Consider the following 23,060-nt stretch of genomic DNA (forward strand, 5'->3'; position numbering starts at 1 on the left):
GAGGAGGCCGGCAATGAGACGGATCGCGGTGCTGGCCCTGGTGAGCGCGGGACTGGCGGCGGCGCTTCCCGGTACGGCGACAGCGACAGCGACGGCCACGCCCGGACCGACGGCGGCGGCGGAGACGTGCACTGCCTCCACCGGCCCCTACCAGCGGCCCATGGAGGAGTATCTGAAGCGGACCGTGGACGGTGTCCAGTCCCCCGAGGACTGCGCGGCGATCCGCACCTTCCAGCGGTCCGAGTCGATCAACCCCGCCGACGGCTACGCCAACCTCGTCACGTACCGCACGATGACGGCCGTCAAGGCCCGCGCCAACCCCAACGCCGCCGGTGTCTGCCCCGAGCGCTCCTACCGGGTCACGTGCGTCGACCTCGACCGTCAACTCCTGTGGGTCCAGGTCGCGAAGAAGGTCGTCTTCCACCCCGTACCGATCCGCACGGGCCGCGACAACGAGGAGACCCGCACCGGCTGGCAGGCCATCTACTGGCGGGACCGCCACCACGTCTCCACGATCTACGACAACGCGCCCATGCCGTACTCGCAGTTCTTCAACGGCGGCCAGGCACTGCACGGCCGCCCCGACGACCTGTTCGACGGCGGCGGCTCGGCGGGCTGCGTAAACCTGCGCCTCGCGGACGCGGCGACCTTGTGGGACCTGCTGGCGGTCGACGACGCGCTGTACATCTGGGGTACGAAGCCGGGCACGGTCGGCTGAGGGCCTGCCGGCTGTGAGCCTGCCGGCTGTCACCGGCGGATTCGCAGTCGGTCTCAGTCTCAGTCTGTCGGCGCGGACGCGGCGCAGGCGTCGGCGATAGCCCGAGTGTCCCAGTAGAACGGACGGACCTCGGTGATCCGTCCCTCCTTGACCGTGACCGTTTGCAGAATCGGGAAGCTGAGTTCACGGCCGGTCGCACGAGCGCGAGCACGGATTTGAGTGAGTACGACCGCGGTCTCACCGGTGGCAAGAAACTCCTGCTCCACCATGTCGAACGTCTCCCAGACCTGTCCCATGGTGAGAAAGAACCGCGTCAGTCCTTCGTGCCCACGCCAAGTACCTCCGTACGGCAGAGCATCCGCTTGATGCAGCTCGACATCCGACGCGAAGAACGGGGCGAGCAAGTCGAACGAGGCCTCGCCAGGGCCGCCGGCCGCCAGGTACTCGGCCTCAGCCGCGTACATGCCGGTGAGGACTGTTACTGAGTCTGTAGGAGATGACATCGTCATGGCTTCAGCGTGATCAGCGAAGGCGCATCGTGCTCGCGGAAATCAGACATCGTCCTGGGCGCCGTACTCCCTTCGGATCGACGCGGGAGAACATATGCGTACGGATTGACGCGATCATTGAGGACGGTGGTGTGGCGGTGGCACAGCCCGAGTACCGGCTCGACAAGCGGTTCGAACGGGTCCGGGCCAACGCCGAGTTGGCCGCGCTGTTCGAGTGCGAGCCGGGCGGACGGCTGCTCGCCCGGCACTTCGTCTTCCACGACAACGACCAGCCAACGCAGATGCCACGTCAGGCGCGTCGCCGAGAGTTTCACGGCGGCGATGCCGACCGAGGCCGAGGCTGCGACTCTGCGTATCGGCGCCGGGGTCCCGGTGCTGCGGTACACGCGACGGCACATCGCGGACACCGGACGTGTCGTGGAGGTCGCACATCCGATCGTGCGCAGAGGGGACACCACGACTGAGCCCCCGACGCACGTAAGCGGGTCCGCCCGGTGTCCGGTTTCGTCCTCAATCGCCGGACGGGCTTGTCAGGCCGGGCGCGCCGTACTTGTGGTGCCGCCGTGCGCCGCGTGGTGGTGCCGTTCGAGGTAGACGCGGCAGTCGACGGCCTCGCTCAACTCCTCCTCGCCTAAAGCAAGTTGCTCGGCCCACCACCAGGCGTCACACTCCTCGCACTCCGCGTGCGCCTCTGGGATCGCGACACCGCCCGGCGCGTGGACTTCTTCCGCCCGCCGTACGTCCTCGGGACGTGCGTCCCACTGGTCCGCACCCAGATAGGACCGCAGCCGCCACAGCCCGGCGACCGTAGCTCGGTACTCGGCCAGTCTGCCCATGGCGATGTCGAGAACCGAGGCCCCCACTTCCGGTGGCGTCTCGCCGATCATTGCTCGCTCCTCTGCCTAGATGTAGGTGATGTCTTTTCGGTGGTACGGGCGGGCGCGGCCCCGTCGAGGTCCGCAATGCGTCTGGTTGGGCATCAATCCGACTCCTGGTGTAACTGGGCCCACAGGCCGTACCCGTCGGCGGTGACGCCGGACGACTGCGACAGTCGGGCGATGATCAGAGCGCCCGGTCCGTGGGTCTGGAGCATCGGCAGGGGGTGGGCGCCGTCTGCGCTGATGCGTGCGCGTCGGCCGGCGGTCGAGAGGGTGATCTCGATGGCGGCGGAGCACCGGGCGGGTGAGTTGCCGAGGATCGCGATGAACAGTTCATTCGCGATGGCGGGGGCGTCCCTGTGCGTGAGGCGGTCCCCGGTCCACTGGCGGACGCGGACGGCCTCGGCAGGGTGACCCTTGAAGACCAGGCGCCAGGTGTGTCCCGATTCGGACATGACTGTCCCTCGGCTTCCATGGCTATCTGAGTACGGATAATGCTTTTCTGTACTCAGATTGTCGCGCGAGTTGGCGCTGGTCAAGCGGGAGGGGAGAGTATGTGTGTACAGATTGACACGATCATTGAGGACGGTGGTGTGGCGGTGGCACAGCCCGAGTACCTGCGGATCGCCGCTGACCTGCGGCGCCGCATCTCCTCCGGTGAGTACGGGCCCGGCGACCGACTGCCCACGCTTCCCGCGCTGTGCGAGGCGTACCGCGTGTCGGAGACGACGATCCGCAACGCGCTCAGCCTGCTGCGCAACGAGGGGCTGATCGAGTCCAAGGCGCGGGCCGGGACCCGGGTGAGGCCGCAGCCGCCCGTTCACCGCATGGCTGCCGACCGGTATCGCGCCGCTCCCGGTGCCAGGGCCACGCCGTACACCCGCGATCAGGGCATCGGCTGGTCCGAGTACCGGCTCGACAAGCGGTACGAACGCGTCCAGGCCGACGCCGAGTTGGCCGCGCTGTTCGAGTGCGAGCCGGGCGAACGGCTGCTCGCCCGGCACTTCGTCTTCCACGACAACGACCAGCCGACGCAGATGTCCACCAGCTACGTACGCTGGTCCGACGTCGCCGGCACACCCGTGGCGGACCCGATCAACGAGCCCTGGCCGGGCGGCACCCGCGCGCAGCTCGGCGGCCTGGGTATCCACGTCAACCGGGTCACCGAGAGTTTCACGGCGGCGATGCCGACCGAGGCCGAGGCTGCGACTCTGCGTATCGGCGCCGGGGTCCCGGTGTTGCGGTACACGCGACGGCACATCGCGGACAGCGGACGTGTTGTGGAGGTCGCACATCCGATCGTCCGCAGAGGGGACACCACGGTTGTTGACTTCGTCATCGACCTGGACGACTGAACCCCAGTACTCGGTCAGTCTGCCCGCAGCGGAATCCACAACCGAGGCCCCCACTTTCGGTGGCGTCTCGCTGATCATGGCCCGCTCCTCTGTCCACGTGCAGGTGACATCGCGCCGATAAGTGGCTGACGACGCCGCGCAAACTTCCCATAGGAAGTGACTTCCTATGGGAAGTTAGAAGGGTTTGTGGGCTATCGTCAAGGGACATCCGATAGGAAGTACTCGAAGGAGGCCCAGTGCCCGGGACCGTCGCAGGCATGGCCGCCTACCTGAAGGCGCGGATTGACGCGGGAACGCTCAAGGCAGGCGACAAGATCCCCCCGACCCGCTTCCTCATGCAGCAGTTCAACCTGTCCGACAACGCGGTGTACCGCGCCATCGGACTGCTCAAGGCGGAGGGCTACGTCCATTCGCAGCAGGGGAAGGGCGTCTTCGTCATGGACCGGCGCGCGCTCATCTCCGGCACGCGCCGGATCCTGGAGGGGATCACCCAGACTGACGAGACGATTCACCACAAGCACAGCATCCGGGTGGAGGCACCCCCGTGGGTCGCCGGCATCCTGGGCGAGGGAGAGTGCGTGAACCGCGCGCGGACAGTCAACCGGGGCGAAACGATCTTGCAGGCGTCGCAGTCCTGGGTCGGCCTTGATGTCGCCGAAATCGTGCCCGAAGTGGATGAGCCGGAAGCCTGCGACCCGTCGTGGCAGGCGATCTACCAGCAGCGCTCGGGGCAGCCGGTGACGGTTGCCTCCAAGGTTGTGGACGCCCGGATCAGCACCGCTCAGGACCGCGCCGATCTCGGGCTGGACGGGGACCACGCTCTGCTCGTGATGCGCAGCGTCTACGTCACCGGGGACACCGTGATCGGAGTGGGGGAGGGCGTCTACGCGCCCGGACATCCGCTCGCGCTCGCCTGAAGGCCGGGGTTGCCGAAGTCGCCGCACCCGTACCTTCGGGCCGCGCACTGACCGATACGGGAGCGGTACGCGGACGGGGGGAGTCACAGCGGAAACTGGCTGGCCCGCTTTCACCACCAGGACGGCAGCACGACTGGACTGGAGCTGATCACCGATCCGGCCGAAGTACTCAAGGCGTGCCAAGTCCGTGACAGTGCCTGGCACTTCGCTGTTGCGTACGAGGAATTCGCTACGCAGGTACCTTCCGCTGTGTGAGTACCGACTTCCAGCGAGCCCGTGGAGCACTTGGTGTGCGGCTTCGGGAGCTGCGCACCGGGGCCGGGCTGACCGGCCGGCAACTGGCCGCGCGCTGCCACTGGCCCCACTCCAAGGTGTCCAAGCTGGAGAACGGGCGTCAGACGGCGACGCCAGAAGACCTGGACGAGTGGGCCCGTGGCTGTGATGCCCCTGAAGAGGCCGAGGACCTGAAGCGCCGATTGCGGGGGCTGCAGACACACGTTCAATCCCGTCGTCGTCAACTCTCCGCCGGACACGGTCCGATTCAGGAACAGTCGGTGGTCGAGTACCGCGAGACGCAGACGGTCCGGGCCTATGAGGCGACCGTGATTCCGGGGCTGTTCCAAACTCCCGACTACGCACGGGCGTTGCTGACCCACAACGCTGAGATCCACCGGACGCCCCGCGATACGGAGGCCGCCGTACGCGCCCGCATGAGGCGACAAGAGACGTTGTACGAGCCCGGGAAGCGTCACCGCGTCATCGTGTGGGAGGGGGCGCTGCACGCTCGCCCCTGCACCCCCGAGGCGTTGGCCGCGCAGTTTGACCGCCTCGCCGGGCTGATCGGTCTGGACACGGTTTCCCTTGGGATCGTCCCTCTTGGCGCACCCATGGAGCTGACCCCGAAGCATGGATTCTGGATCTTCGATGAGCGGCTGGTCCGGGTGGAGACGATCAGCACGGAGCTACGGCTGGACGACCCGGCCGACGTGGCGCTTTACGGGCGAGTCTGGGACCGCCTGAACAGTGCCGCCGCCTACGGCCCCGACGCTCACCGGGTTCTGGCCCGCGCTCGCCGGCTGCTTGCCGCCGGGTGAGAACCATGGGGAAGATCGTGCGCCGGCGCGAGAAACATCGAGAAACACAGCGGGAGTTGGGGGCGAGTCGGACCTAGCGTCGTTGCCATCGGAACGATGTGGCGAGGGGACGACGATGGCCGCGAGCGAGGCCGACAGCACGAGCGACACGGACGCGTGGCAGCGGGAGTACACGACCTATGCCCCAGCGGGCGAGACGTGCCCCGCGTGCACGAAGCCGATCGGAGTTCTTGAGCGTTGCCGCCGGGGAACGCTGGAACGGCGGTCCGCCTCTGCGGTGGTCGTCTACCGGCACGTCGACTGTGGCGAGGCGTGACCCGTACTCCACGGCGCAGGTTGAGTCAGCATCGCAAGCGTTGGATGCGCTTGTCCTATCGACAGGGTGCGTATGAAGCACATCATCGCCCGAATGTGGAAGCTCATTCGCGGCCCTCTGCAATGGCGTGTTCTGTGGTTCGCGCACGCCAAATTCATGATCGGTGTCACGGGAGTGGTGCGTAACGAGGCGGGGGAAGTCCTGCTCCTCAAGCACCGCATGTGGCCCGCAGACCGGCCTTGGGGACTTCCCACCGGTTACGCGATCAAGAGTGAGGAGTTCGCGCAGACCGTCGTTCGTGAGGTCCGCGAGGAAACCGGCCTCGAAGTCGTCCCGGGTCGGCTGGTGCAAGTGACCAGTGGCTACAAGCTCCGCGTGGAAATCGCCTACGAGGCCCTTCACGTGGGTGGAACTCTCAAGCTCGACAGCTTCGAGATTCTGCAGGCGAAATGGTTCAGTCCGGACGCGCTCCCGGAGGGGATGCAGGAGTCCCACGTCCAACTCATCAAGGCTGGCTCACCGACTTGACGGAACTCGCCCCGAACGAGTCCGTCACCGGCGCCAAGGCAATGGCGACACTGGCGGCGATGCGCGCCGATGTGTCACCGCTGACCGCGAAGCACCCCGCCCATGTGTTCCGGCCCCTCTCGGAAATGCTCAGCCGGTGGGCGGCAGCCGGAATCGACACCACGCCCTTTCATGCCGGTGTCGAAAACGCCAGACGCCGGTACGTCGGGTACGGGTTGGCGAAGATGTTGCCGCTCGACCGCGTGTTGGTGGGCTGCGACTCCTCGCGCGCCGGTGCCTTCGGCGGATTCCATCACCCGGACCAGGGATACCGGCACCTTCAAATGGTGGCCGTCATCACCATGTACGGGCCCATGGAAAGGCAGAATCCCGAAAATCCTGCGCTGGCACTTCTTGACCTGCTGCGCGCGTACGCCCATGACTGCCTTCACTACGGGGCGCGTCGGCGGTACGTGGAAGTGGCGGGCGTCCCTGTCCGTACTCAATACGGAATCAACTACCGCCGCGCAACCGGGCAGTCCTACTCGGCAGCGGACCGGCGCGGAAGCCACCACACGCGCAACGTGGGAATTGTCATGGAAGGCGCGTGCGACAAAGAAGCGCGCGCCGTCACCCGGCAGACGGCGGAACGCTTTGGCGTGGCGGAACCCTCGGACGCTCCCGGCTCCCTCGCCTTCAGGGACCTGACGGGGACGCTGACGGAAGACGACATCCGGCGCGTGGTGGACGTACCGGAAAGCGAAGAGCAGACGCGGTACGGGGCGGCCCTCAGCGGTTACGAGAAGGGCGTCAACCGCCGTTACTCGCACTTCCTTGAGGAGTTCGCCCCCGGGGAAGGGAGTGAGTGCCACACGCGCCTTCTCGCGGCCATCATCAGCGGTGATGTGACGTCGCTGGGGGCATGGCTGGACGATCGGCACGGCCCCGGAACGTTCACGGGCCTGTTCCGCACCCCGGGGTACTTCGAACCTGGCTTGACCGCGTAGGCGGTCTCTCGCCGACCCCGTCCATGCGCGGCGTCGCCGGGTGCCGGTGCCACTCCGTAGGGCGATGGCCCCCTCATCGTGCCAGGATTGCCGGGATGCGGAAGCCGGCACCCCCTCACCATTGCCGTGCCACCCCGATGCGTTCCCGCTTCCGGAAGAAGGAAGCTGGTGTCGAGGGGGTGGGCGATGCCGACAACGCAACCGAGCATTCACAACATGGGTCCGGGTGGCCGGCCGCCAGGCAAGGGCAGCGGCAAGGGCAAGGAGCGTGCCGGTCGGCCGTCGCCGGGGCGGGTGCGGTTTGTGGGTGGGCTGTTGGTCCTGCTGTCGGTGGTACCGGCCGTGCTCTGCTACATCGCGTTCGCCGTGTGGCTGCCCACCGACCGCGAGCGCTACCAGGACCATCAGGCGGCCGAGCCATGTCCCACGCGTGCGACGGAGCAGGTGAAGCGCGACTGCGTGAGCACCTGGCATTTCACCGTCGTCAAGACGGTCGTCAAATCCGGGAAGTCTTCCACCTACGAGGCGACCGTGAAGGACAAGGACTCCTGGCGGGGCGTCGTGGACTTCGGTGACCCGGGACCGCTCCTTGAGCAACTGAAGCCGGGAGATCAGGTCACGGCCGCCGTCTGGCACCGCGAGATCATGTCGCTCAGCAAGGACGGGGTCCGGCAGAACAGCTCCCAGGCGCCCCGTGACGAGCTTGAGATGAACGCCGCCCTCGGCATGCTCGCCGCGTTCCTCGCGGCTCAAGGGTTCGTGTTCGGCGCGGTGCGCGTCGTCAAGCCCCGTGGCTACGAGCCGTTCACCTGGAATCCGTACGGCAAACGGCTGCTCATCACCAGCGTCGTCACCTGCTTCGCGGTGGGGCTCCCGGCCGTGTGGATCGGCGTCGAGTGGTGGATCGTGCCCGCTGTCGGCGTCCCCGTCGTGGGGTACGCGGCGGTGCGGATGTATCACCGTCTACGGCCCCGAGCTACCAGCGGCGCGTAGCAACCCCGCACCCCACCCGAGGCGTGCCGCGCGGTACGTTCGGGCCCGCACACTTACCGATACGGGACCGATGCGGGACCGGTACGCGGACAGAGCGGAGTCACAGGGTGAGCGTCACGACGACCGAGGGGGCCGACCCGTTCGGAACGGCTCGGCTGCGGCGTGCGGTACTGGCCTCGTGGGGTGCGGGGCCCGCCCGCTTCCGGGAGGACGCCAACGCCGAGGAAGACCTCGCGCTCGGCGGCTACCGTGACCGCCTGATCGTCGAGCTGGCGCAGAACGCCGCCGACGCCGCCGCCCGCGCCGGCACCCCCGGTCGGCTCCGGCTCACCCTGCGGCCCGCCACGGCGCGGGAGCCCGCCGTGCTCGTGGCCGCCAACACCGGCGCGCCCCTCGACGCGACCGGTGTCGAATCGCTCAGCACGCTGCGCGCCTCCGCCAAGCGCGAGGGGCACGAGTCCGCCGTCGGGCGCTTCGGTGTCGGCTTCGCCGCCGTCATCGCCGTCAGTGACGAACCGGCCGTCGTCGGCCGGCACGGCGGCGTGCGCTGGTCGCTCGCCGAGGCGCGCGAGCTGGCCCAGGAGGCCGCGCAGGCCAGCCCCGGGCTCGGCGACGAGCTGCGCCGCCGCGACGGGCACGTGCCGCTGCTGCGGCTGCCGCTGCCCGCCGAGGGCAGCGCGCCCGAGGGTTACGACACCGTGGTCATCCTGCCCCTGCGGGACTCGGCCGCGCTCGATCTGGTGGAGCGGCTGCTCGCCGCCATTGACGACGCGCTGCTGCTGACCCTGCCGGGCCTCACCGAGATCGCCGTCGAAACCCCGGACGGCGAACGGGTGTTGAGGCGCGGCGAGCACGGGGCGTATGTGCATGTGGAGGACAGCCGGGCGGACAGTGTGCGGCGCTGGCGGGTCGTCAGTCATCACGGGGTCACCGCGCCCGAACTCCTCGAAGGCCGGCCCGTCGAGGAACGCCTGCGGCCCCACTGGGCGGTCACCTGGGCCGTCCCCGTGGACGACGAGGGCGCCCCGGCCCGTCCCCGTACCGCACCCGTCGTGCACGCCCCCACACCGACCGATGAACCCCTGGGCGTACCGGCCCTGTTGATCGCCTCGCTGCCGCTGGACACCACCCGGCGGCACCCCGCGCCCGGACCGCTCACCGACTTCCTCGTGGAGCGCGCCGCCGACGCGTACGCCGAACTGCTCGGCGACTGGCGGCCGGTGTCCACCGGCACCATCGACCTGGTGCCGGGGCCGCTCGGCAAGGGTGAGCTGGACGGGCTGCTGCGGGCCGCGATCCTGCGGCGCCTGCCGCGCGTCGCTTTCCTCGAACCAGCCGCCCCCAGCGAGGAGTTGACCGCGCTGCGGCCTTTCGAGGCGGAGGTCGTGGAGGGCGCGGGCGCCGACACCGTACGCGTACTGGCCGAAGTACTGCCCACGTTGCTGCCCGCCGGGCTCGAACGGCGTGCGGAACTACGGTCCCTGACGGTGGGCCGGCTGCCGCTCGGCGACGCGATCGAACGCATCGGCGGCGCCGAGCGCGCCCCCGAGTGGTGGCGGCGGCTGTACGAGTCGCTGGCCGGCGTCGACCCGGACCGGCTGACCGGACTGCCGGTGCCACTCGCCAGCGGGCGTACGGCAGTGGGCCCCCGGCGGGTCCTGCTGCCGCTCGCCGACACACCGTCCGACCTGGCCAGGCTGGGGTTGAAGGTGGCGCACCCCGACGCCGCCCACCCGCTGCTGGAGAAGCTGGGCGCGCTGCCCGCGTCGCCGCGCGCCGTACTGACGACCCCGGAGGTACGGGCGGCGGTGGCCGCCTCGATGGACTCCGGGGAGCTGTGGGACGAGGACCTTCAAAACCATCTGGACGCCGAGGAGTTGGCCGAGACCGTTCTCGCCCTCGTACGGGACGCGGACCTGGACGCGGGAGACGAGCCGTGGCTGGCCGCCCTCGCCCTGCCCGACGAGGACGGCGAACTGGCCCCCGCCGGTGAACTCGTCCTGCCCGGCAGCCCGTTCGCCGCCGTCATGCGCGAGGACGAACTCGCCCTGTGCGACGCCGATTTGGCCGAACGCTGGGGCGAACAGCCGCTCGCCGCCTGCGGGGTGCTGGCCGACTTCGCCCTCGTACGCGCCACGGACGTCGTCCTGGATCCCGACGAACTGGAGCCCCGCGACGGCGACTTCGCCGAGCCCGACGATCCCGGTCTCCTCGACGCCGTCGACGTGTGGTGCGAGGACGTCCTGGACCGGCTTCCCGAGACGCCCGTGCCGCCGGTCGCCACCGAGATCGTGGCCGTACGCGATCTGGACCTGGTGGACGACGACGCCTGGCCCCAGGCGCTCGCCCTGCTGGCGAAGCCGCCGCTGCGGGACGCGCTGATCGCGCCGGTACGGGTCCTGCTGCCCGACGGCACGACCGAGAGCGTGCGCTCGTACACCGCCTGGTGGCTGCGCGACCACCCCGTGCTCGACGGGCGCCGCCCGGCCGGACTGCGCGCGGCGGGCGGCGATCCGCTGCTGGCCGGGCTGTACGACTCGGTGGACGCCTCCGGCTTCGAGGACACCCAGGTGCTGCGCGCCCTGGGCGTACGGACGTCGGTCGCCGCGCTCCTCGACGAACCCGGCGGCGCGGCCGAGCTGTTGGGACGGCTGGCCGACCCGGACCGCGAAGTGACGGCACGTCAACTGCACGCCCTGTACACGGCGGTCGCCGAGCTCGACCCCGAACAGGTCACGCTGCCCGACGAGTTGCGCGCCGTCGTGGACGGCGAGGTACGGATCGTGGACGCGGCGGACGCCGTGATCGCGGACGCGCCCGACCTGCTGCCGCTGACCGCCGGAGTACCGCTGCTGCCGGTCGCCCCGGCGCGCGCCGCCGATCTCGCGGAGCTGTTGCAGGTCGCCCGGCTCGGCGAGAGCGTCACGGCGGAGGTGACGACGCGGGGTGAGGAGTACGAGGTCCCGGAGTCCGTCCACGTACTGCTCGGCGCGGGCACGCCCGACACGTACACCGAGCACGAGCAACTGGTCGCGGGCGGCGTGGAGCTTCACTGGCGGCGCACGCCGGACGGCACGGTCCACGCGTCCACGGTGGAGGGCGTCGCCGCCGGGCTGGCGTGGGCGGCGGGCCAGTGGCCGCGCCGCTTCGAGGTGGCCGCGCTGCTGGAGGACGCGTCGCGCACGGAGGAGCTGGCGCGGGACCGCTGGTTCGACTGAGGACTGCGCACCGCGATCGCCCACGCTTGCGACGGAAGGTGCGATCTTCACGAAAGTCGCACCTTCTGTACAACCATTCCCTCCTGACTCTCGTCTTACAGGTGAGCCAACAGGGCTCACTGACAAATGGGGAAATGCATGCGAATCCGTGCCACTGTTGCCGTCGCGACCGGTGCCCTGGCTCTGTCCGCCCTCGCCGTGCCGGCCACCCAGGCCGCACCCGCGGACGACCGTCCCGGCGTGCCGGCCTACGGCTCCGCCACCCACCAGGACGCCGCGCCGAAGGGCAACGCCAGGGCTGCCGCCGAGGCCCCGGTCATCACCAAGGCCGTGGTCAACGGCGGCAAGCCCATCGCCATCGGCACCACGGCCGTCAAGAAGGTCAAGGTCTCGATCACCGCGTCGCACCCGTCCGGCATCGCCGACGCCGACGCGATCATCTGGCTCGGCTCGAGCGTCGACGACCCGGATGCCTTCGGTTTCGGAGCCACCGCCCCGTTCAAGTGCACGGCCGCGAGCGCCACCACCTCCACCTGCACGCAGAACATCGAGATCGATCCGATGTGGCTCATCAACAGCGACACCAGGACCTGGAACGTCGGCGTCTGGACGCAGGCGAACGACGAGTACAGCACCCAGAACGACAAGTTCACCAAGACGAGCCTCCAGCGGCTCTCCAGGCTGGACGTCAACGCCGCCCCGGAGCCCGTGAAGAAGGGCAAGACGATCACGGTCACGGGCAAGCTGTCCCGCGCCAACTGGGAGACGGGCACCTACAAGGGCTACGCCACCCAGTCCGTGCAGCTCCAGTTCCGTAAGAAGACCAGCTCCACCTACAGCACGGTGAAGACGGTCAAGACCTCCACCACCGGCACGCTGAAGACCACCACCAAGGCCACGGTGGACGGCTTCTGGCGCTGGAACTTCGCCGGCACGTCCACGACCCCGGCGATCATCCCGGCGGGCGACTTCGTCGACGTGAAGTGACGTAACCGGTAACCCGTAACCCGTATCCGGTAACCGCTCGAACGGCCCGCACGAAGGACCCCGCGCACCCCGCGCGGGGTCCTTCGCCGTCCCGGCACGAGATGCGGATCAACGCGAGCAGATCAGGAGCCCGCCCAGGCAGGTGATCTCGAACGCTCCCCGCCGTCGGATATGGTCTTCGAGGATTCCTCGCGCTCGCTCGATGGTCTCCTCGAACGGCACGTCGTGCTGGTCCGCCCAGGCCCGGTAGGAAGCCATATGGGCGATCACGGGACCGGGTTCGCGTACGGCGATCGTGCCGGGCAGTTCGATCGTCTCGATCCTGGTGAATGCCTCGCCGAGCAGTGTCGGCGCCTTCTCCAGGGAGAACCGGGCACTGAGTGAGATCCGAGCCGGACCTTTCTCGATGCCGAGAACGTCGCCTGCGGCTTGTTCCCACAGGTGGTTGAGCTCTGCCTTGTCGCGGTCGCTGTTGGTCGAGGCGACGACGACGCCGTCCTGGGTCGTGATGCGGGACAGTTCGCTGATCGCCCTGGGGATGTCGGCGGCGTGGTAGAGCATGTGGAGCGCCAGGGATGCCTCGATGCTCGCGGGCCGCAGCGGAAGGTGGCCGGCGTCAGCGACGGCGACGGGGCCGGGTACGCCGCCCAGGATGCCCAGTGAGACGTCGAGGCCGAGCAGGCTGAGGTCGGGGCGGTCCTGCCGGATCCGCTTGATGAACTTTCCGTTGCCGCATCCGATGTCCGCGACAGTTCCGCGAGTGTGCTGAAGCTGCCGGACGACGAGGCCGGGTAGGTCGTGGCGCGGTGTCTGCCACTGGTACAGCGACTGACGGGCCGCGAGGTCGTGTTCTGTGTTGTACGCGCTCCTGGTCAGGACGGTGCGGTCGGTGACGGCGGCGTCGTGCGTGGCGGAGAAGTCGGTCACGTCAACGGCTCCGAAGGTCGGCGGCGGGGAGTGCCGCAGGTGTGGCGGTGCTCTTGATGCGCTCGCACAGTCGGGTCATCTGCGGCGATCCACGGTACTGTGCGCTCCTCAACTCGCGGCCCAGCGCTCCGAGTCGCGTAACGATGCTGGCGGAGAGCCCGCCCGGCGGCCGCGATGACGTACAAGTCCGTTGTCTGCTTGGGAATTGCCGGCCGCAGCACCGTCTGGGAAGTCGGCTCACCGACTGATCCGACGAGACCTCACGAATGCACCGTCGCACTTGAATTCATCTGCCTCCATCCGGCGGAACCGGCCGGTTCCGCCGCCGTTCCCGGCCAAGGCGGGGACGCAATACTGCGTCCCCGCCACCTGGATGCGTGCGAATGGCCGACTTGGGCACGTTCCTAGTACTCCAGCCGTAGTTGGTGATCTTCATTCCTGTGTGGCTTGTCGTCGGTAGTGGCTGGCTTGGGATCGGGCCTGGTGGCGGCGTCGCCAGTTCGACCAACCGAGTCGGTGGGCTGTGTCGTGGACGGGTCGGACGACGAGGGTGATGAACAGGCGCTGGATCTCGTTGCAGGTGAGCGGAATGAGGGCATCGGGTGCGGGGCGGGTGTCTGCGTGGACGACGGCGAGGAAAGCGTGCGCGAGCATGGCGAGGGTGACCCAGCGGGACCAGGAGGTACAGCGGCGGACCTGGTGCTCGTCGAGTGCGGCCAGGCCCTTGCCTGACTGGAAGAACTCCTCCACCCGCCATCTTGATCCGGCGACTCTGACCAGCACGGTCAGCGGCACGGACGCGGGCGAGTAGCAGCGGTAGTAGGCGAGTTCGCCGGTGCCGCGGTTACGGCGGATCAGTAGCTGACGACTCCCGGGGCGGGGGTCGGGGAGGTCGGTGACTGCCCAGTTGTAGACGCGGTGGCCCTTGGCCCCGGCCCCTGTGGAGAGCTTCTGCCAGGCCCGCTTGGGCACCTTCTTGGCCAAGATGTCCGCACGGAACTTCCCCGCACCGGTGGTGACTTCGTGCGAGCAGGCCACCGCGAGGACGTAGCCGGTGTCGCGTTCCTCCAGTGCGGTTCGCAGCTTCGGGTTGCCGCCGTAAACCTCGTCGCCGGCAACCCATGCGGCCTGGTAGCCAGCGTCCAGGAACCGGACGACCATACGAGTGGCCAGCTCCGGCTTGGTGGCGAAGGTGGTTTCCTCGGCAAGGTTCACGGCGCGGCAGCGGTCGGGGTCGGAGGTCCAGGAGCGCGGAACGTAGAGTTCCCGGTCCACTGCGGCGTGGCCGCGCTTGCCTGCGTAAACCAGGTAGACGGCGACTTGGGAGTTCTCGATCCGGCCGGCAGTACTGGTGTATTGGCGCTGGACGCCGACCGTGCCGGTGCCCTGCTTCACATCGCCGGTCTCGTCGACGACCAGCACCGCCCGGTCGTCGTGCACGCCCCGCGATCCGGCCCATCAGGCCCTCGAACGCGTCCCGCCAACGGGCGGGTTTTCTGCTGTGACCTGCGGCCACCGTCTCTTCGTCAGTCCACACAACTCACGATGATCAACGGTGGCCGCACCCGTCTCCACAACGCGTCAGGGTCGCGCAGTTCCGGCTGCCGTCCTGAGTCAGGAGGACATGTGCAACGTGGTGAAGTCTGGTGGGTGGAGTTCGACGAGCGGCGGCTGGTCGTACTGCTGGCGGCAGACGACGCGTCCAGGATCCGGGCGATGCAGGTCGTCACTCCTGCGGGCGTCGACATCAGCGGTCTGGGCGTCGAAGTGCAAGTAGGTGCCATGGAAGGACTGCCCTTTGAAGGCGTGCTGCGGTTCGCGTTCCCGCGCCTGGGCTTTACCCCCTGCACGTGGCTGACCACCGTGTCCCGGGACGACCTGATCGAGCGGGCGGGCGTCTTGTCCTCCGCGAAGCTCAGCGAGATTGAGGACGCCCTCCGTCTCGGCGAACAGGCGAAGGAACGGACCCCGGCGACAACCGCGAAGCTCAGCAAGATAAGGGACGCCCTCCGTCTCGGTGAACTCGGGTAGGCGGAGAGGCGCCACTCACCATCGAGATCACGATCTACGCCTGGAGTACTAGCCCCTGCCACACCGGGTTGGTCAGCCCGAGAGTTGCTGCGCCTCTTCAAGCCCGGACTCAATGGAGTTCGGTAGTGTCATTGGTGCTGACCATCCGCCCGCCAGACGACTACACCATGCTTCGCGATGTAGCTCAGCGGAATCTTTGGGTTATTAAGGTGTGGGCGAGCTCCGCCATCCCGAAGAGACTCTATCTGATTGCGTAGCTTTACTTCCCATCTTGAAAAGTAGTCCGCCTCTAGCTTCGAAGGCTGAATTTCGTAGATCATTTCCGGTGTTGATTGCTCAAATATCGCAATGAGCCAGAGGTGGACTTTTCTGTATCTGTCGATATTTTCCAGGGTGAGTGTGTGCTCCGTAGTTACAGAAAGCGAGCTTTTACGTTCCCCTTTTGTGCTGATTCGCGCGACCGTTTTGATTTCGTACTCTCGATCAAAAGCATCCAGGGCATCGTTACCTGTGCGCCCGCCACCCTTTTTGAGATTAAACAGCTCAAGGAGTAGTAGTTCTTTGTAGCCGCCATCATCGAATACGTTATGAATTCGGCGTTTGGATGCGTGCCTCTGAAGTTCCAGTCCGAGCTGCACGATGTCTTGAATGTCGCCGTGCGGCCGCAGGAAGGAGTTCTGGAGGTCTGTAGGCGGGTGTTCTGTTGATGGATGGTCAGTCACATCGGAAACGTTCGCCCGCCATTGGCGGAAAGTCTACAGACTATGAGTAACATGTCAGGTGGAGATAAAGTCCACCGAGCACGCCAAGTTGCGCATAAAGGTGACGTCGATCTGCTATCCCTTCATGCGCTGCAAGCGGCCAGATTTAGTCTCGACAGTCCAGCCTCCTTCCGTGAGTGCGGCGGTGACGACGCTGAGATCGATCTCGTTCAGGCGCCAACCCTCGCGGATGCCCGTTCGGAGGAGCTCAAGGTACAGGTGGCTGGGGGTTGCGGGGTTGGCCGCTGCAATGGCGCGAATTCGTGTTCCAACGAGATCGGCGTCAACATGCCGCAGGGCGGCAACCTCCTCCTGCTTCTCTGATGCCTCCATCGTGATGACTAGATCCAGAGTAGCCACGTGCTCGAATCCGGATGCCAGCCCTTTGACAGATCGCTGCCCCTTGTTGAGTACTACCAGCGCGTCCGGGGTGATTTGCAAGCCGGCTGAAGAAATTGCGCGCTGGACCAAGGCCCAGACTTCTCCGGACGAGTTACCGAACACCATGCTGACCTTGCCGCCCGGTTTCAGGATTCGCCGGCACTCCGAAAGTGCCTGCGAGAGCATCTGCTCATAGCGATCGGCGGTCCTTGCCCCCTTGGTTCCACGACGATCCACCACGGCCTCCCGCTGGACGTCGCTGAACCCATCCAGCCACGCCTCTTGGAAAAGTGCCATGTCGGCGTAGAAAAGGTTCGACCCGAAGGGCGGGTCAGTGAAAACATAGTCCACGCTGTTGTCCGGCAGTGGGATTTTTTCTGCGCTACTTACTTCGTAGGTGACCTGGGGGGAATCTACTCCCTCGGTTCCTGCGTAGATTTTCCGAGTCCCGTGGATCCACTCATCGGACTTGAGAGCCGCCGAGGCTTTCCGGAGAAAGAGGTCGTACACGTTCCACTCGTAGAATACGGAAGCCACATAATAGTTCGCATTGGCTGCGTTGAGAGGCCTTGCCTTAGACCATTGATAGCGCTTTGATGCGCGTGTCAAGCATGCAGTGAAGGAAAAGAGTAGCTTACTCCTTATTCTCCTGTCCTCGGTCTCGACAATTCGCTTATGCAGCGTGGTGAGAACAGCAAGGTTCCGCTCGGAGTAATAGGAGGCGATCGAGGTCATGCCGCTCTTGCCGAGCGCCGAAGCCTTATACATCTGGCGATCGGGGGTGATTTCTACCTTGGGATACGCGAGCGACTTCACGTCGAACGATGGAGGATTCTGGGGCTGCTGCTCGATTTGTGTGGGGCTACAGGAGCAGCTCACGTAGTCCAGGACCTGCTGCTCACCTACGCGGCGATCCCTACTGGATACGGCGGATCGGCAATGAGGACAAGCCATCTTCGGCTTATCCCAGCCCGCAGCCTTGAGTGAGTGGTAGTAGTTGACAGGCTTCTTGCACTCGCGGCATTCAATGGTGAAAGACCAGACGGACTTCGTGAGCTCAGCCTCGGATTCGCATCTGGAGCACTTAACCTTATAGAGGTTGCCGAGGCTCCTCTTGGATGCTTCGACTACTTCCTGGGCATGCTTTTGAAATTGATCGGGGGGTACTAGATTTACGTAATTACTTCCGATGTGTTGGCCCAGAACGCTGATGTCAAACAACTTGGCAGTTCGCCCGAGCATGGCCGCAGCCACGCCAGTCATTCCTGAGCCGGCGAATGGGTCAACGATCGTGTCGCCTGGCTTGGAGTACGCCTCGATGAAGGGCGTGATGGCGGGAACGGGTACCTTCGTCAGGTAGGCGTGTGCCATATACGCCGGATCACTCCTGCCTACGGCAAGTTCCTCCGGCACGCGAGAAGTGTTACTCATAGTCTGTAGCCTCGTGGTCTGAGTGGATCTAGTGTCCGGAGCATCATGACTACGCACGGTGCCAAGGCGAGTGCCCCAGAGCATCGGCTGGTTTTTGGTAGGCGGGTCCGCGCGCTGCGGGAGCAGCGTGGCTATTCGCAAGAGGCTCTGGCTCATGCAGCAGGCCTGCACCGCACATACGTGTCAAGCCTCGAACGAGGCAACCGCAACGTCGGGTTGGACAATATTGTCGCGTTGGCCCAGGCCCTCGACGTTCCGGCGGCGGTACTGTTGCAAGAGGTCTGACGATGCGGCACCACTTCCTCGCCCTCACCAAATAATGATGCTCGGTCGCCGTCGGGTCGCGGTGTGCAGTTGCCGCAGAGTCTCATTGGGCCTACTCCCATCGGCACAACATTCGCTCAGATCCCCGCAGTGTAGTGCGAAGCGCTGCCCCGAAGGTCTGGGCTCACTCAGGCTTATTGCCACCGCAGAACCCAACGGCACTGATCTAGAGCCTCAGCCCGAAGCGGTCGCCGCCATCCACCTGGCGACCGGCTCCGTGGCCTGATCGCCGCCCCCCGTCGTCTACACCGGGTACTTCCGGTCCACCAGCCGCCAGGCCACCTCCAGCAGCACCCCGCCCACCGCCGCGATCGCGACCGCCGTCCAGGGCATCGTCGTGCCCACCAGCTTCAGGGCGAAGAAGTGCTGGAGCGCGGGGACGGCCAGGACGAGCAGGAAGCAGAAGCCCATCGCCACCACCAGGCCCACCCGCCACCAGGTGTACGGGCGGGCGATGATCGCCAGGACCCACATCGAGACCAGGAACAGCGTCAGCGTCGCCGCGCTCGTCTCGGCGGAGAGTGAACCCGGTCCGCTGTAGTGGGAGCGGGCCAGCATGTACGTCGCGAACGTCGTGGCGGCGGCGATGATGCCGCTGGGGATCGAGTAACGCATCACCCTGCGTACGAAGTTGGGCTTGGCGCGCTCCTTGTTCGGTGCCAGGGCAAGGAAGAACGCCGGGACGCCGATGGTCAGTGTGGAGATCAGCGTCAGATGCCGGGGGAGGAACGGATACTCCACCTGCGTGCACACCACCAGGATGGCCAGCAGCACGGAGTAGACGGTCTTCGTCAGGAACAGCGTCGCCACGCGCGTGATGTTGCCGATGACGCGGCGGCCCTCGGCCACCACCGAGGGCAGCGTGGCGAAGCTGTTGTTCAGGAGCACGATCTGGGCGACCGCGCGCGTCGCCTCCGACCCCGACCCCATCGCGACGCCGATGTCGGCGTCCTTGAGCGCGAGGACGTCGTTCACACCGTCGCCGGTCATCGCGACCGTGTGGCCGTGCGACTGCAACGCGCCCACCATCTCCCGCTTCTGCTGCGGGCTGACCCGGCCGAAGACCGAGGCCGAGTCGAGCGCCTGCGCCATCTCCTCGCGGTCGCCGGGCAGTTGGCGCGCGTCCACGGTGCGTTCCGCGCCCGGCAGGCCGAGCTTCGCGGCCACGGCGCCGACCGAGACCGCGTTGTCACCGGAGATCACCTTCGCCGCGACGTCCTGATCGGCGAAGTACGTCAGGGTCTCGGCGGCGTCGGGCCGCAGCCGCTGTTCCAGGACGACGAGGGCGGTCGGCACCGCGCCGTTTGCCACGTCGGGGGCGTCGAGCGCGACGGCGCCGTCGACGCGGGTCAGCAGGAGCACCCGAAGGCCCTGCTGGTTGAGGGTGTCGATCCCGTCGAGGGTGGGGTCACCGGCCGGCAGCAGGACGTCGGGCGCGCCGAGGAGCCAGCTCGTGGGGCCGCTCTCCCCGTCGAACGTCGCGCCGCTGTACTTGCGGGCCGAGGAGAACGGCAGCGCCGCCGTGGCGCGCCACCCCGACTCGTCCGGATACGCGTCGATGATCGCCTGGAGGCTGGCGTTGGGCCGGGGGTCGGACGCGCCGAGGGCGCCGAGCACCCTGCGTACGTACGCCTCGTCCGCACCGCCCAGCGGACGCAGCTCGGTGACGTCCATCCCGCCCTCGGTGAGCGTGCCCGTCTTGTCGAGGCAGACGACATCGACCCGGGCCAGACCCTCGATCGCCGGCAGCTCCTGGACGAGGCACTGCTTGCGCCCGAGCCGGATGACGCCGATCGCGAAGGCGACGGAGGTCAGCAGGACCAGGCCCTCGGGGATCATCGGGACGATGCCGCCGATGGTCCGGGCGACGGAGTCGTTGAAGGCGTTCTGCTTGACGAATAGCTGGCTGATGATCAGCCCGACGGCTGTCGGGACCATCATCCAGGTCACGTACTTGAGGATCGTGCTGATGCCGGTGCGCAGCTCGGACTGGACGAGCGTGAACCGCGAAGCCTCCTCGGCGAGTTGGGCCGCGTACGCCTCCCGTCCCACCTTCGTCGCCCGGAACGCGCCGCCGCCCGCGACGATGAAACTGCCCGACATGACCGTGTCGCCGGGGCGCTTGAGCACCGGGTCGGCCTCACCGGTGAGCAGCGACTCGTCGACCTCCAGATTGTCGGCCTCGACGATGTCGCCGTCCACGACGACCTTGTCACCGGGGCCCAGCTCGATGACATCGCCGAGGACGATCTCGGAGGTCGAGATCCCGGCCGTGACGCCGTCGCGCCGTACGACGGGCTTGGCCTCGCCGATGACCGCCAGACCGTCCAGCGTCTTCTTCGCGCGCAGCTCCTGGATGATGCCGATGCCGGTGTTCGCGATGATCACGAAACCGAAGAGGCTGTCCTGGATCGGCGCGACGAACAGCACGATCGCCCAGAGCACCCCGATCAGCGCGTTGAACCGGGTGAAGACGTTGGCGCGGACGATCTCGACGGTCGAACGGCTGCTGCGTACGGGAACGTCGTTGACCTCGCCCCGCGCGACCCGCTCGGCGACCTCCGCCGCGGTCAGCCCCGTGGCGACACCGGCCGACGCGGGCAGCTCCATCGGATGGACGGGATCCAGCTCCGCACCCGCGTCGATGGAGGGGCCGCGTGGCTCGCCGTCGCTGGTGTCGATCTTCGCCCGCTGAGTCATGAGGTCGACGTTACGGCCGCAGCGGGGCGTTCACCCGCCGAGTGGGTGGAAGATCCCTCCGAGGTACGAGGCGTCGTGACCACAAGTCGTCCCAGGGCATTACGGCGCGGGGTCCACGGGGCCCACGGGGTCCATGGTGGCTTTCGCGCGCTTGATGGCCGCGTCGCGCCGGCGGACGTACCAGATACCGATCAGGCCCAGCCCCGCACCGGCCAGACAGGTCCACACCCACCACAGGTGTCCGTGGTCGTCGAACCAGCCGTAGAACGGGAGCTGCACAAGGAAGAGGGCGAACCAGATGACGGTGCCGCCGACGATGGTCGGGACGATCGGCCCCTCCAGGGGCTCGGGTGCCTCGTGCGTCGGGGTCCATTTGGCCATGGGGGCAGTCTATGCGGCGGCCTCTGGCCTGGTGGGGCGCGGTCCGCGCACGGCTCTACGCGCGGAGATAGCGATCACCGGGCCATCTGTTCATACTGAAACGGTTTTGCGAATGGCCCGTTCCGCATGGCCGGTTCCATTCGTTCGAACATCCCGTGATCACGACGACTGAGGTTGCGCATGCCCGTCCAGGACAAGGCCACCGCCCCGGTCGCCATCGACCGCTTCTTCAAGATCTCGGAGCGCGGTTCCACCGTCGCCCGCGAGGTGCGCGGCGGCTTCGCCACCTTCTTCGCGATGGCCTACATCATCGTGCTGAACCCGATCATCCTCGGCAGCGCGAAGGACATGCACGGCCACCAGCTCGACAGCGGTCAACTGGTCACCGCCACCGTGCTGACCGCCGCCTTCGCCACCCTCCTGATGGGCGTCATCGGCAACGTGCCGATCGCGCTCGCCGCCGGGCTCGGCGTGAACACGGTCGTCGCGCTCCAGCTCGCCCCGAGGATGAGCTGGCCCGACGCGATGGGCATGGTCGTCCTGGCCGGTTTCCTGGTGATGCTGCTGGTCGCGACCGGGCTGCGGGAACGGGTGATGAACGCCGTACCGACCAGCCTCCGCAAGGGCATCGCCATCGGTATCGGCCTGTTCATCATGCTGATCGGCCTGGTCGACTCGGGCTTCGTCTCCCGTATCCCGGACGCCGCCCACACCACCGTGCCGCTCCAGCTCGGCTCCGACGGCCACCTCAACGGCTGGCCCGTGCTCGTCTTCGCGCTCGGCGCGCTGCTCACGCTCGCGCTGATCATCCGCAAGGTGCCCGGCGCGATCCTGATCTCGATCGTGACGATGACGGTCGTCGCGCTCGTCGTGGAGGCGGTCGCCAAGGTGCCGAGCTGGGGTCTGACGACCCCGAAGTGGCCGGGCAGCCCCGTCGACACACCGGACTTCGGGCTCGTCGGCGATCTCAGTCTCTTCGGCGGATTCGGGAAGGTCGGCTTCGTCACCGGTGTTCTCTTCGTCTTCACCGTGCTGCTGTCCACGTTCTTCGACGCGATGGGCACGATCCTCGGCATCGGCGACGAGGCGAAGCTGATGGACGAGAAGGGCCGGCTGCCCGGCATCAACCGGGTGCTGTTCGTGGACGGCATCGCCGTCGCGTCCGGCGGCGCGACCTCGTCCTCCGCCACCACCTGCTTCGTGGAGTCCACGGCGGGCGTCGGCGAAGGGGCGCGGACCGGACTGGCGTCCGTCGTGACGGGCACGCTGTTCTCCCTGGCGCTGTTCCTCACACCGATCGCGACGATGGTCCCGTCCCAGGCGGCGACGCCCGCGCTGCTGGCGGTCGGCTTCCTGATCCTCGCCGGATCGGTCAAGGACATCGACTGGAGCGACTTCACCGTCGCCGTTCCCGCGTTCCTGGCGATGGTGATGATGCCGTTCACGTACTCGATCACCAACGGCATCGGCATCGGCTTCATCACCTTCAGCCTGCTGCGGCTGGCGGCGGGCCGGGGCCGTGAGGTGCCGGTGGCGATGTACGTCGTGTCGGCCGTGTTCGTCTTCTACTACGCGATGCCGGCGCTGGGTCTGACGTAAGGCCGAAGCCGCGCGCCTTCGAGGGC

Annotated in this window: 24 protein-coding genes and 1 pseudogene; 15 read left to right on the forward strand and 10 right to left on the reverse strand. The window is 67.2% G+C overall.

What is annotated here, in order from left to right:
• Positions 1-13 precede the first annotated feature (13 nt).
• Positions 14-718, forward strand: a complete 705-nt coding sequence (locus tag OG329_RS23590; RefSeq protein WP_405797853.1) for a L,D-transpeptidase family protein — start codon at positions 14-16, stop codon at positions 716-718.
• 59 nt (positions 719-777) lie between these two features.
• On the opposite strand, the gene OG329_RS23595 is transcribed toward OG329_RS23590, so the two are convergent.
• Together OG329_RS23595 and OG329_RS23600 are read right to left on the reverse strand one after the other, a co-directional pair.
• Complete coding sequence (locus tag OG329_RS23595) at positions 778-1,227, reverse strand: nuclear transport factor 2 family protein (RefSeq protein WP_405797854.1); 450 nt, start codon at positions 1,225-1,227, stop codon at positions 778-780.
• Positions 1,224-1,613: a hypothetical protein gene (locus OG329_RS23600; RefSeq protein ID WP_405802242.1), complete on the reverse strand. Its 390-nt coding sequence runs from the start codon at positions 1,611-1,613 to the stop codon at positions 1,224-1,226. The genes OG329_RS23595 and OG329_RS23600 overlap by 4 nt, the downstream gene beginning before the upstream one ends.
• Between OG329_RS23600 and OG329_RS23605 the strand changes: the two genes are divergently transcribed.
• Positions 1,549-1,821 (forward strand): hypothetical protein, encoded by a 273-nt coding sequence (locus OG329_RS23605; protein ID WP_405797855.1) that lies wholly within the window; start codon positions 1,549-1,551, stop codon positions 1,819-1,821. The genes OG329_RS23600 and OG329_RS23605 overlap by 65 nt on opposite strands.
• On the opposite strand, the gene OG329_RS23610 is transcribed toward OG329_RS23605, so the two are convergent.
• Complete coding sequence (locus OG329_RS23610) at positions 1,758-2,114, reverse strand: hypothetical protein (RefSeq protein ID WP_405797856.1); 357 nt, start codon at positions 2,112-2,114, stop codon at positions 1,758-1,760. The genes OG329_RS23605 and OG329_RS23610 overlap by 64 nt on opposite strands.
• Before the next feature lie 92 nt (positions 2,115-2,206).
• Positions 2,207-2,560, reverse strand: a complete 354-nt coding sequence (locus OG329_RS23615) for a hypothetical protein (RefSeq protein ID WP_405797858.1) — start codon at positions 2,558-2,560, stop codon at positions 2,207-2,209.
• Between the two features lie 99 nt (positions 2,561-2,659).
• Here OG329_RS23615 and OG329_RS23620 point away from each other — a divergent pair, with 99 nt between their 5' ends.
• From OG329_RS23620 to OG329_RS23665, 10 genes are all read left to right on the forward strand, one after another.
• Positions 2,660-3,460 (forward strand): GntR family transcriptional regulator, encoded by an 801-nt coding sequence (locus OG329_RS23620; protein ID WP_405797859.1) that lies wholly within the window; start codon positions 2,660-2,662, stop codon positions 3,458-3,460.
• Between the two features lie 257 nt (positions 3,461-3,717).
• Complete coding sequence (locus OG329_RS23625) at positions 3,718-4,377, forward strand: GntR family transcriptional regulator (protein WP_405797860.1); 660 nt, start codon at positions 3,718-3,720, stop codon at positions 4,375-4,377.
• A 99-nt stretch (positions 4,378-4,476) separates the two neighbouring features.
• The gene (locus OG329_RS23630) at positions 4,477-4,632 is read left to right on the forward strand and encodes a DUF6879 family protein (protein ID WP_405801982.1); all 156 of its coding nucleotides are present in this window, start codon (positions 4,477-4,479) and stop codon (positions 4,630-4,632) included.
• Positions 4,629-5,471, forward strand: coding sequence for a helix-turn-helix domain-containing protein (locus tag OG329_RS23635; protein WP_405797861.1), 843 nt, complete (start codon positions 4,629-4,631; stop codon positions 5,469-5,471). The genes OG329_RS23630 and OG329_RS23635 overlap by 4 nt, the downstream gene beginning before the upstream one ends.
• Before the next feature lie 115 nt (positions 5,472-5,586).
• Positions 5,587-5,787, forward strand: coding sequence for a hypothetical protein (locus OG329_RS23640; protein WP_405797862.1), 201 nt, complete (start codon positions 5,587-5,589; stop codon positions 5,785-5,787).
• 72 nt (positions 5,788-5,859) lie between these two features.
• A complete protein-coding gene (locus OG329_RS23645) occupies positions 5,860-6,315 on the forward strand; it encodes an NUDIX domain-containing protein (RefSeq protein WP_405797863.1) in 456 nt (151 codons plus the stop codon).
• Positions 6,312-7,301, forward strand: a complete 990-nt coding sequence (locus OG329_RS23650; RefSeq protein ID WP_405797865.1) for a hypothetical protein — start codon at positions 6,312-6,314, stop codon at positions 7,299-7,301. Before OG329_RS23645 ends, OG329_RS23650 begins: the two co-directional genes overlap by 4 nt.
• 186 nt (positions 7,302-7,487) lie before the next feature.
• A complete protein-coding gene (locus OG329_RS23655) occupies positions 7,488-8,294 on the forward strand; it encodes a hypothetical protein (protein ID WP_405797866.1) in 807 nt (268 codons plus the stop codon).
• 107 nt (positions 8,295-8,401) lie between these two features.
• Positions 8,402-11,512, forward strand: a complete 3,111-nt coding sequence (locus tag OG329_RS23660) for a sacsin N-terminal ATP-binding-like domain-containing protein (protein WP_405797868.1) — start codon at positions 8,402-8,404, stop codon at positions 11,510-11,512.
• Between the two features lie 138 nt (positions 11,513-11,650).
• Positions 11,651-12,499: a DUF5707 domain-containing protein gene (locus OG329_RS23665; protein WP_405797869.1), complete on the forward strand. Its 849-nt coding sequence runs from the start codon at positions 11,651-11,653 to the stop codon at positions 12,497-12,499.
• 108 nt (positions 12,500-12,607) lie between these two features.
• On the opposite strand, the gene OG329_RS23670 is transcribed toward OG329_RS23665, so the two are convergent.
• Positions 12,608-13,426, reverse strand: a complete 819-nt coding sequence (locus OG329_RS23670) for a class I SAM-dependent methyltransferase (protein ID WP_405797871.1) — start codon at positions 13,424-13,426, stop codon at positions 12,608-12,610.
• Positions 13,427-13,858: 432 nt separating this feature from the next.
• Positions 13,859-14,866 (reverse strand): annotated as a pseudogene (locus tag OG329_RS23675) (IS701 family transposase); the annotation flags it as partial.
• A gap of 186 nt (positions 14,867-15,052) precedes the next feature.
• Between OG329_RS23675 and OG329_RS23680 the strand changes: the two are divergent.
• The gene (locus tag OG329_RS23680; protein WP_405797873.1) at positions 15,053-15,457 is read left to right on the forward strand and encodes a type II toxin-antitoxin system PemK/MazF family toxin; all 405 of its coding nucleotides are present in this window, start codon (positions 15,053-15,055) and stop codon (positions 15,455-15,457) included.
• Positions 15,458-15,585: 128 nt separating this feature from the next.
• On the opposite strand, the gene OG329_RS23685 is transcribed toward OG329_RS23680, so the two are convergent.
• Together OG329_RS23685 and OG329_RS23690 are read right to left on the reverse strand one after the other, a co-directional pair.
• Positions 15,586-16,179: a hypothetical protein gene (locus OG329_RS23685; protein ID WP_405797874.1), complete on the reverse strand. Its 594-nt coding sequence runs from the start codon at positions 16,177-16,179 to the stop codon at positions 15,586-15,588.
• A gap of 114 nt (positions 16,180-16,293) precedes the next feature.
• Positions 16,294-18,012 (reverse strand): DNA methyltransferase, encoded by a 1,719-nt coding sequence (locus OG329_RS23690; protein ID WP_405797876.1) that lies wholly within the window; start codon positions 18,010-18,012, stop codon positions 16,294-16,296.
• A 63-nt stretch (positions 18,013-18,075) separates the two neighbouring features.
• Between OG329_RS23690 and OG329_RS23695 the strand changes: the two genes are divergently transcribed.
• Complete coding sequence (locus OG329_RS23695) at positions 18,076-18,315, forward strand: helix-turn-helix domain-containing protein (RefSeq protein ID WP_405797877.1); 240 nt, start codon at positions 18,076-18,078, stop codon at positions 18,313-18,315.
• Between the two features lie 282 nt (positions 18,316-18,597).
• On the opposite strand, the gene OG329_RS23700 is transcribed toward OG329_RS23695, so the two are convergent.
• Together OG329_RS23700 and OG329_RS23705 are read right to left on the reverse strand one after the other, a co-directional pair.
• Entirely contained in the window at positions 18,598-21,054 is a 2,457-nt protein-coding gene (locus OG329_RS23700; protein ID WP_405797878.1) for a cation-translocating P-type ATPase, read from the reverse strand.
• 99 nt (positions 21,055-21,153) lie between these two features.
• Positions 21,154-21,435 (reverse strand): DUF2530 domain-containing protein, encoded by a 282-nt coding sequence (locus OG329_RS23705; protein WP_405797879.1) that lies wholly within the window; start codon positions 21,433-21,435, stop codon positions 21,154-21,156.
• A 180-nt stretch (positions 21,436-21,615) separates the two neighbouring features.
• On the opposite strand from OG329_RS23705, the gene OG329_RS23710 reads away from it, so the two are divergent.
• Positions 21,616-23,034 (forward strand): NCS2 family permease, encoded by a 1,419-nt coding sequence (locus tag OG329_RS23710; RefSeq protein ID WP_405797881.1) that lies wholly within the window; start codon positions 21,616-21,618, stop codon positions 23,032-23,034.
• The last annotated feature ends 26 nt before the right edge of the window (positions 23,035-23,060 follow it).

This window comes from Streptomyces sp. NBC_01506, assembly GCF_045040295.1.
Lineage (GTDB): Bacteria > Actinomycetota > Actinomycetes > Streptomycetales > Streptomycetaceae > Streptomyces.

Coding starts and splice junctions, on each gene's coding strand:
- OG329_RS23590 (WP_405797853.1), top strand. CDS start 14: ATGAGACGGATCGCGGTGCTGGCCCTGGTGAGCGCGGGACTGGCGGCG.
- OG329_RS23595 (WP_405797854.1), bottom strand. CDS start 1,227: ATGACGATGTCATCTCCTACAGACTCAGTAACAGTCCTCACCGGCATG.
- OG329_RS23605 (WP_405797855.1), top strand. CDS start 1,549: ATGCCGACCGAGGCCGAGGCTGCGACTCTGCGTATCGGCGCCGGGGTC.
- OG329_RS23610 (WP_405797856.1), bottom strand. CDS start 2,114: ATGATCGGCGAGACGCCACCGGAAGTGGGGGCCTCGGTTCTCGACATC.
- OG329_RS23615 (WP_405797858.1), bottom strand. CDS start 2,560: ATGTCCGAATCGGGACACACCTGGCGCCTGGTCTTCAAGGGTCACCCT.
- OG329_RS23620 (WP_405797859.1), top strand. CDS start 2,660: ATGTGTGTACAGATTGACACGATCATTGAGGACGGTGGTGTGGCGGTG.
- OG329_RS23625 (WP_405797860.1), top strand. CDS start 3,718: ATGGCCGCCTACCTGAAGGCGCGGATTGACGCGGGAACGCTCAAGGCA.
- OG329_RS23640 (WP_405797862.1), top strand. CDS start 5,587: ATGGCCGCGAGCGAGGCCGACAGCACGAGCGACACGGACGCGTGGCAG.
- OG329_RS23645 (WP_405797863.1), top strand. CDS start 5,860: ATGAAGCACATCATCGCCCGAATGTGGAAGCTCATTCGCGGCCCTCTG.
- OG329_RS23655 (WP_405797866.1), top strand. CDS start 7,488: ATGCCGACAACGCAACCGAGCATTCACAACATGGGTCCGGGTGGCCGG.
- OG329_RS23665 (WP_405797869.1), top strand. CDS start 11,651: ATGCGAATCCGTGCCACTGTTGCCGTCGCGACCGGTGCCCTGGCTCTG.
- OG329_RS23695 (WP_405797877.1), top strand. CDS start 18,076: ATGACTACGCACGGTGCCAAGGCGAGTGCCCCAGAGCATCGGCTGGTT.
- OG329_RS23700 (WP_405797878.1), bottom strand. CDS start 21,054: ATGACTCAGCGGGCGAAGATCGACACCAGCGACGGCGAGCCACGCGGC.
- OG329_RS23705 (WP_405797879.1), bottom strand. CDS start 21,435: ATGGCCAAATGGACCCCGACGCACGAGGCACCCGAGCCCCTGGAGGGG.
- OG329_RS23710 (WP_405797881.1), top strand. CDS start 21,616: ATGCCCGTCCAGGACAAGGCCACCGCCCCGGTCGCCATCGACCGCTTC.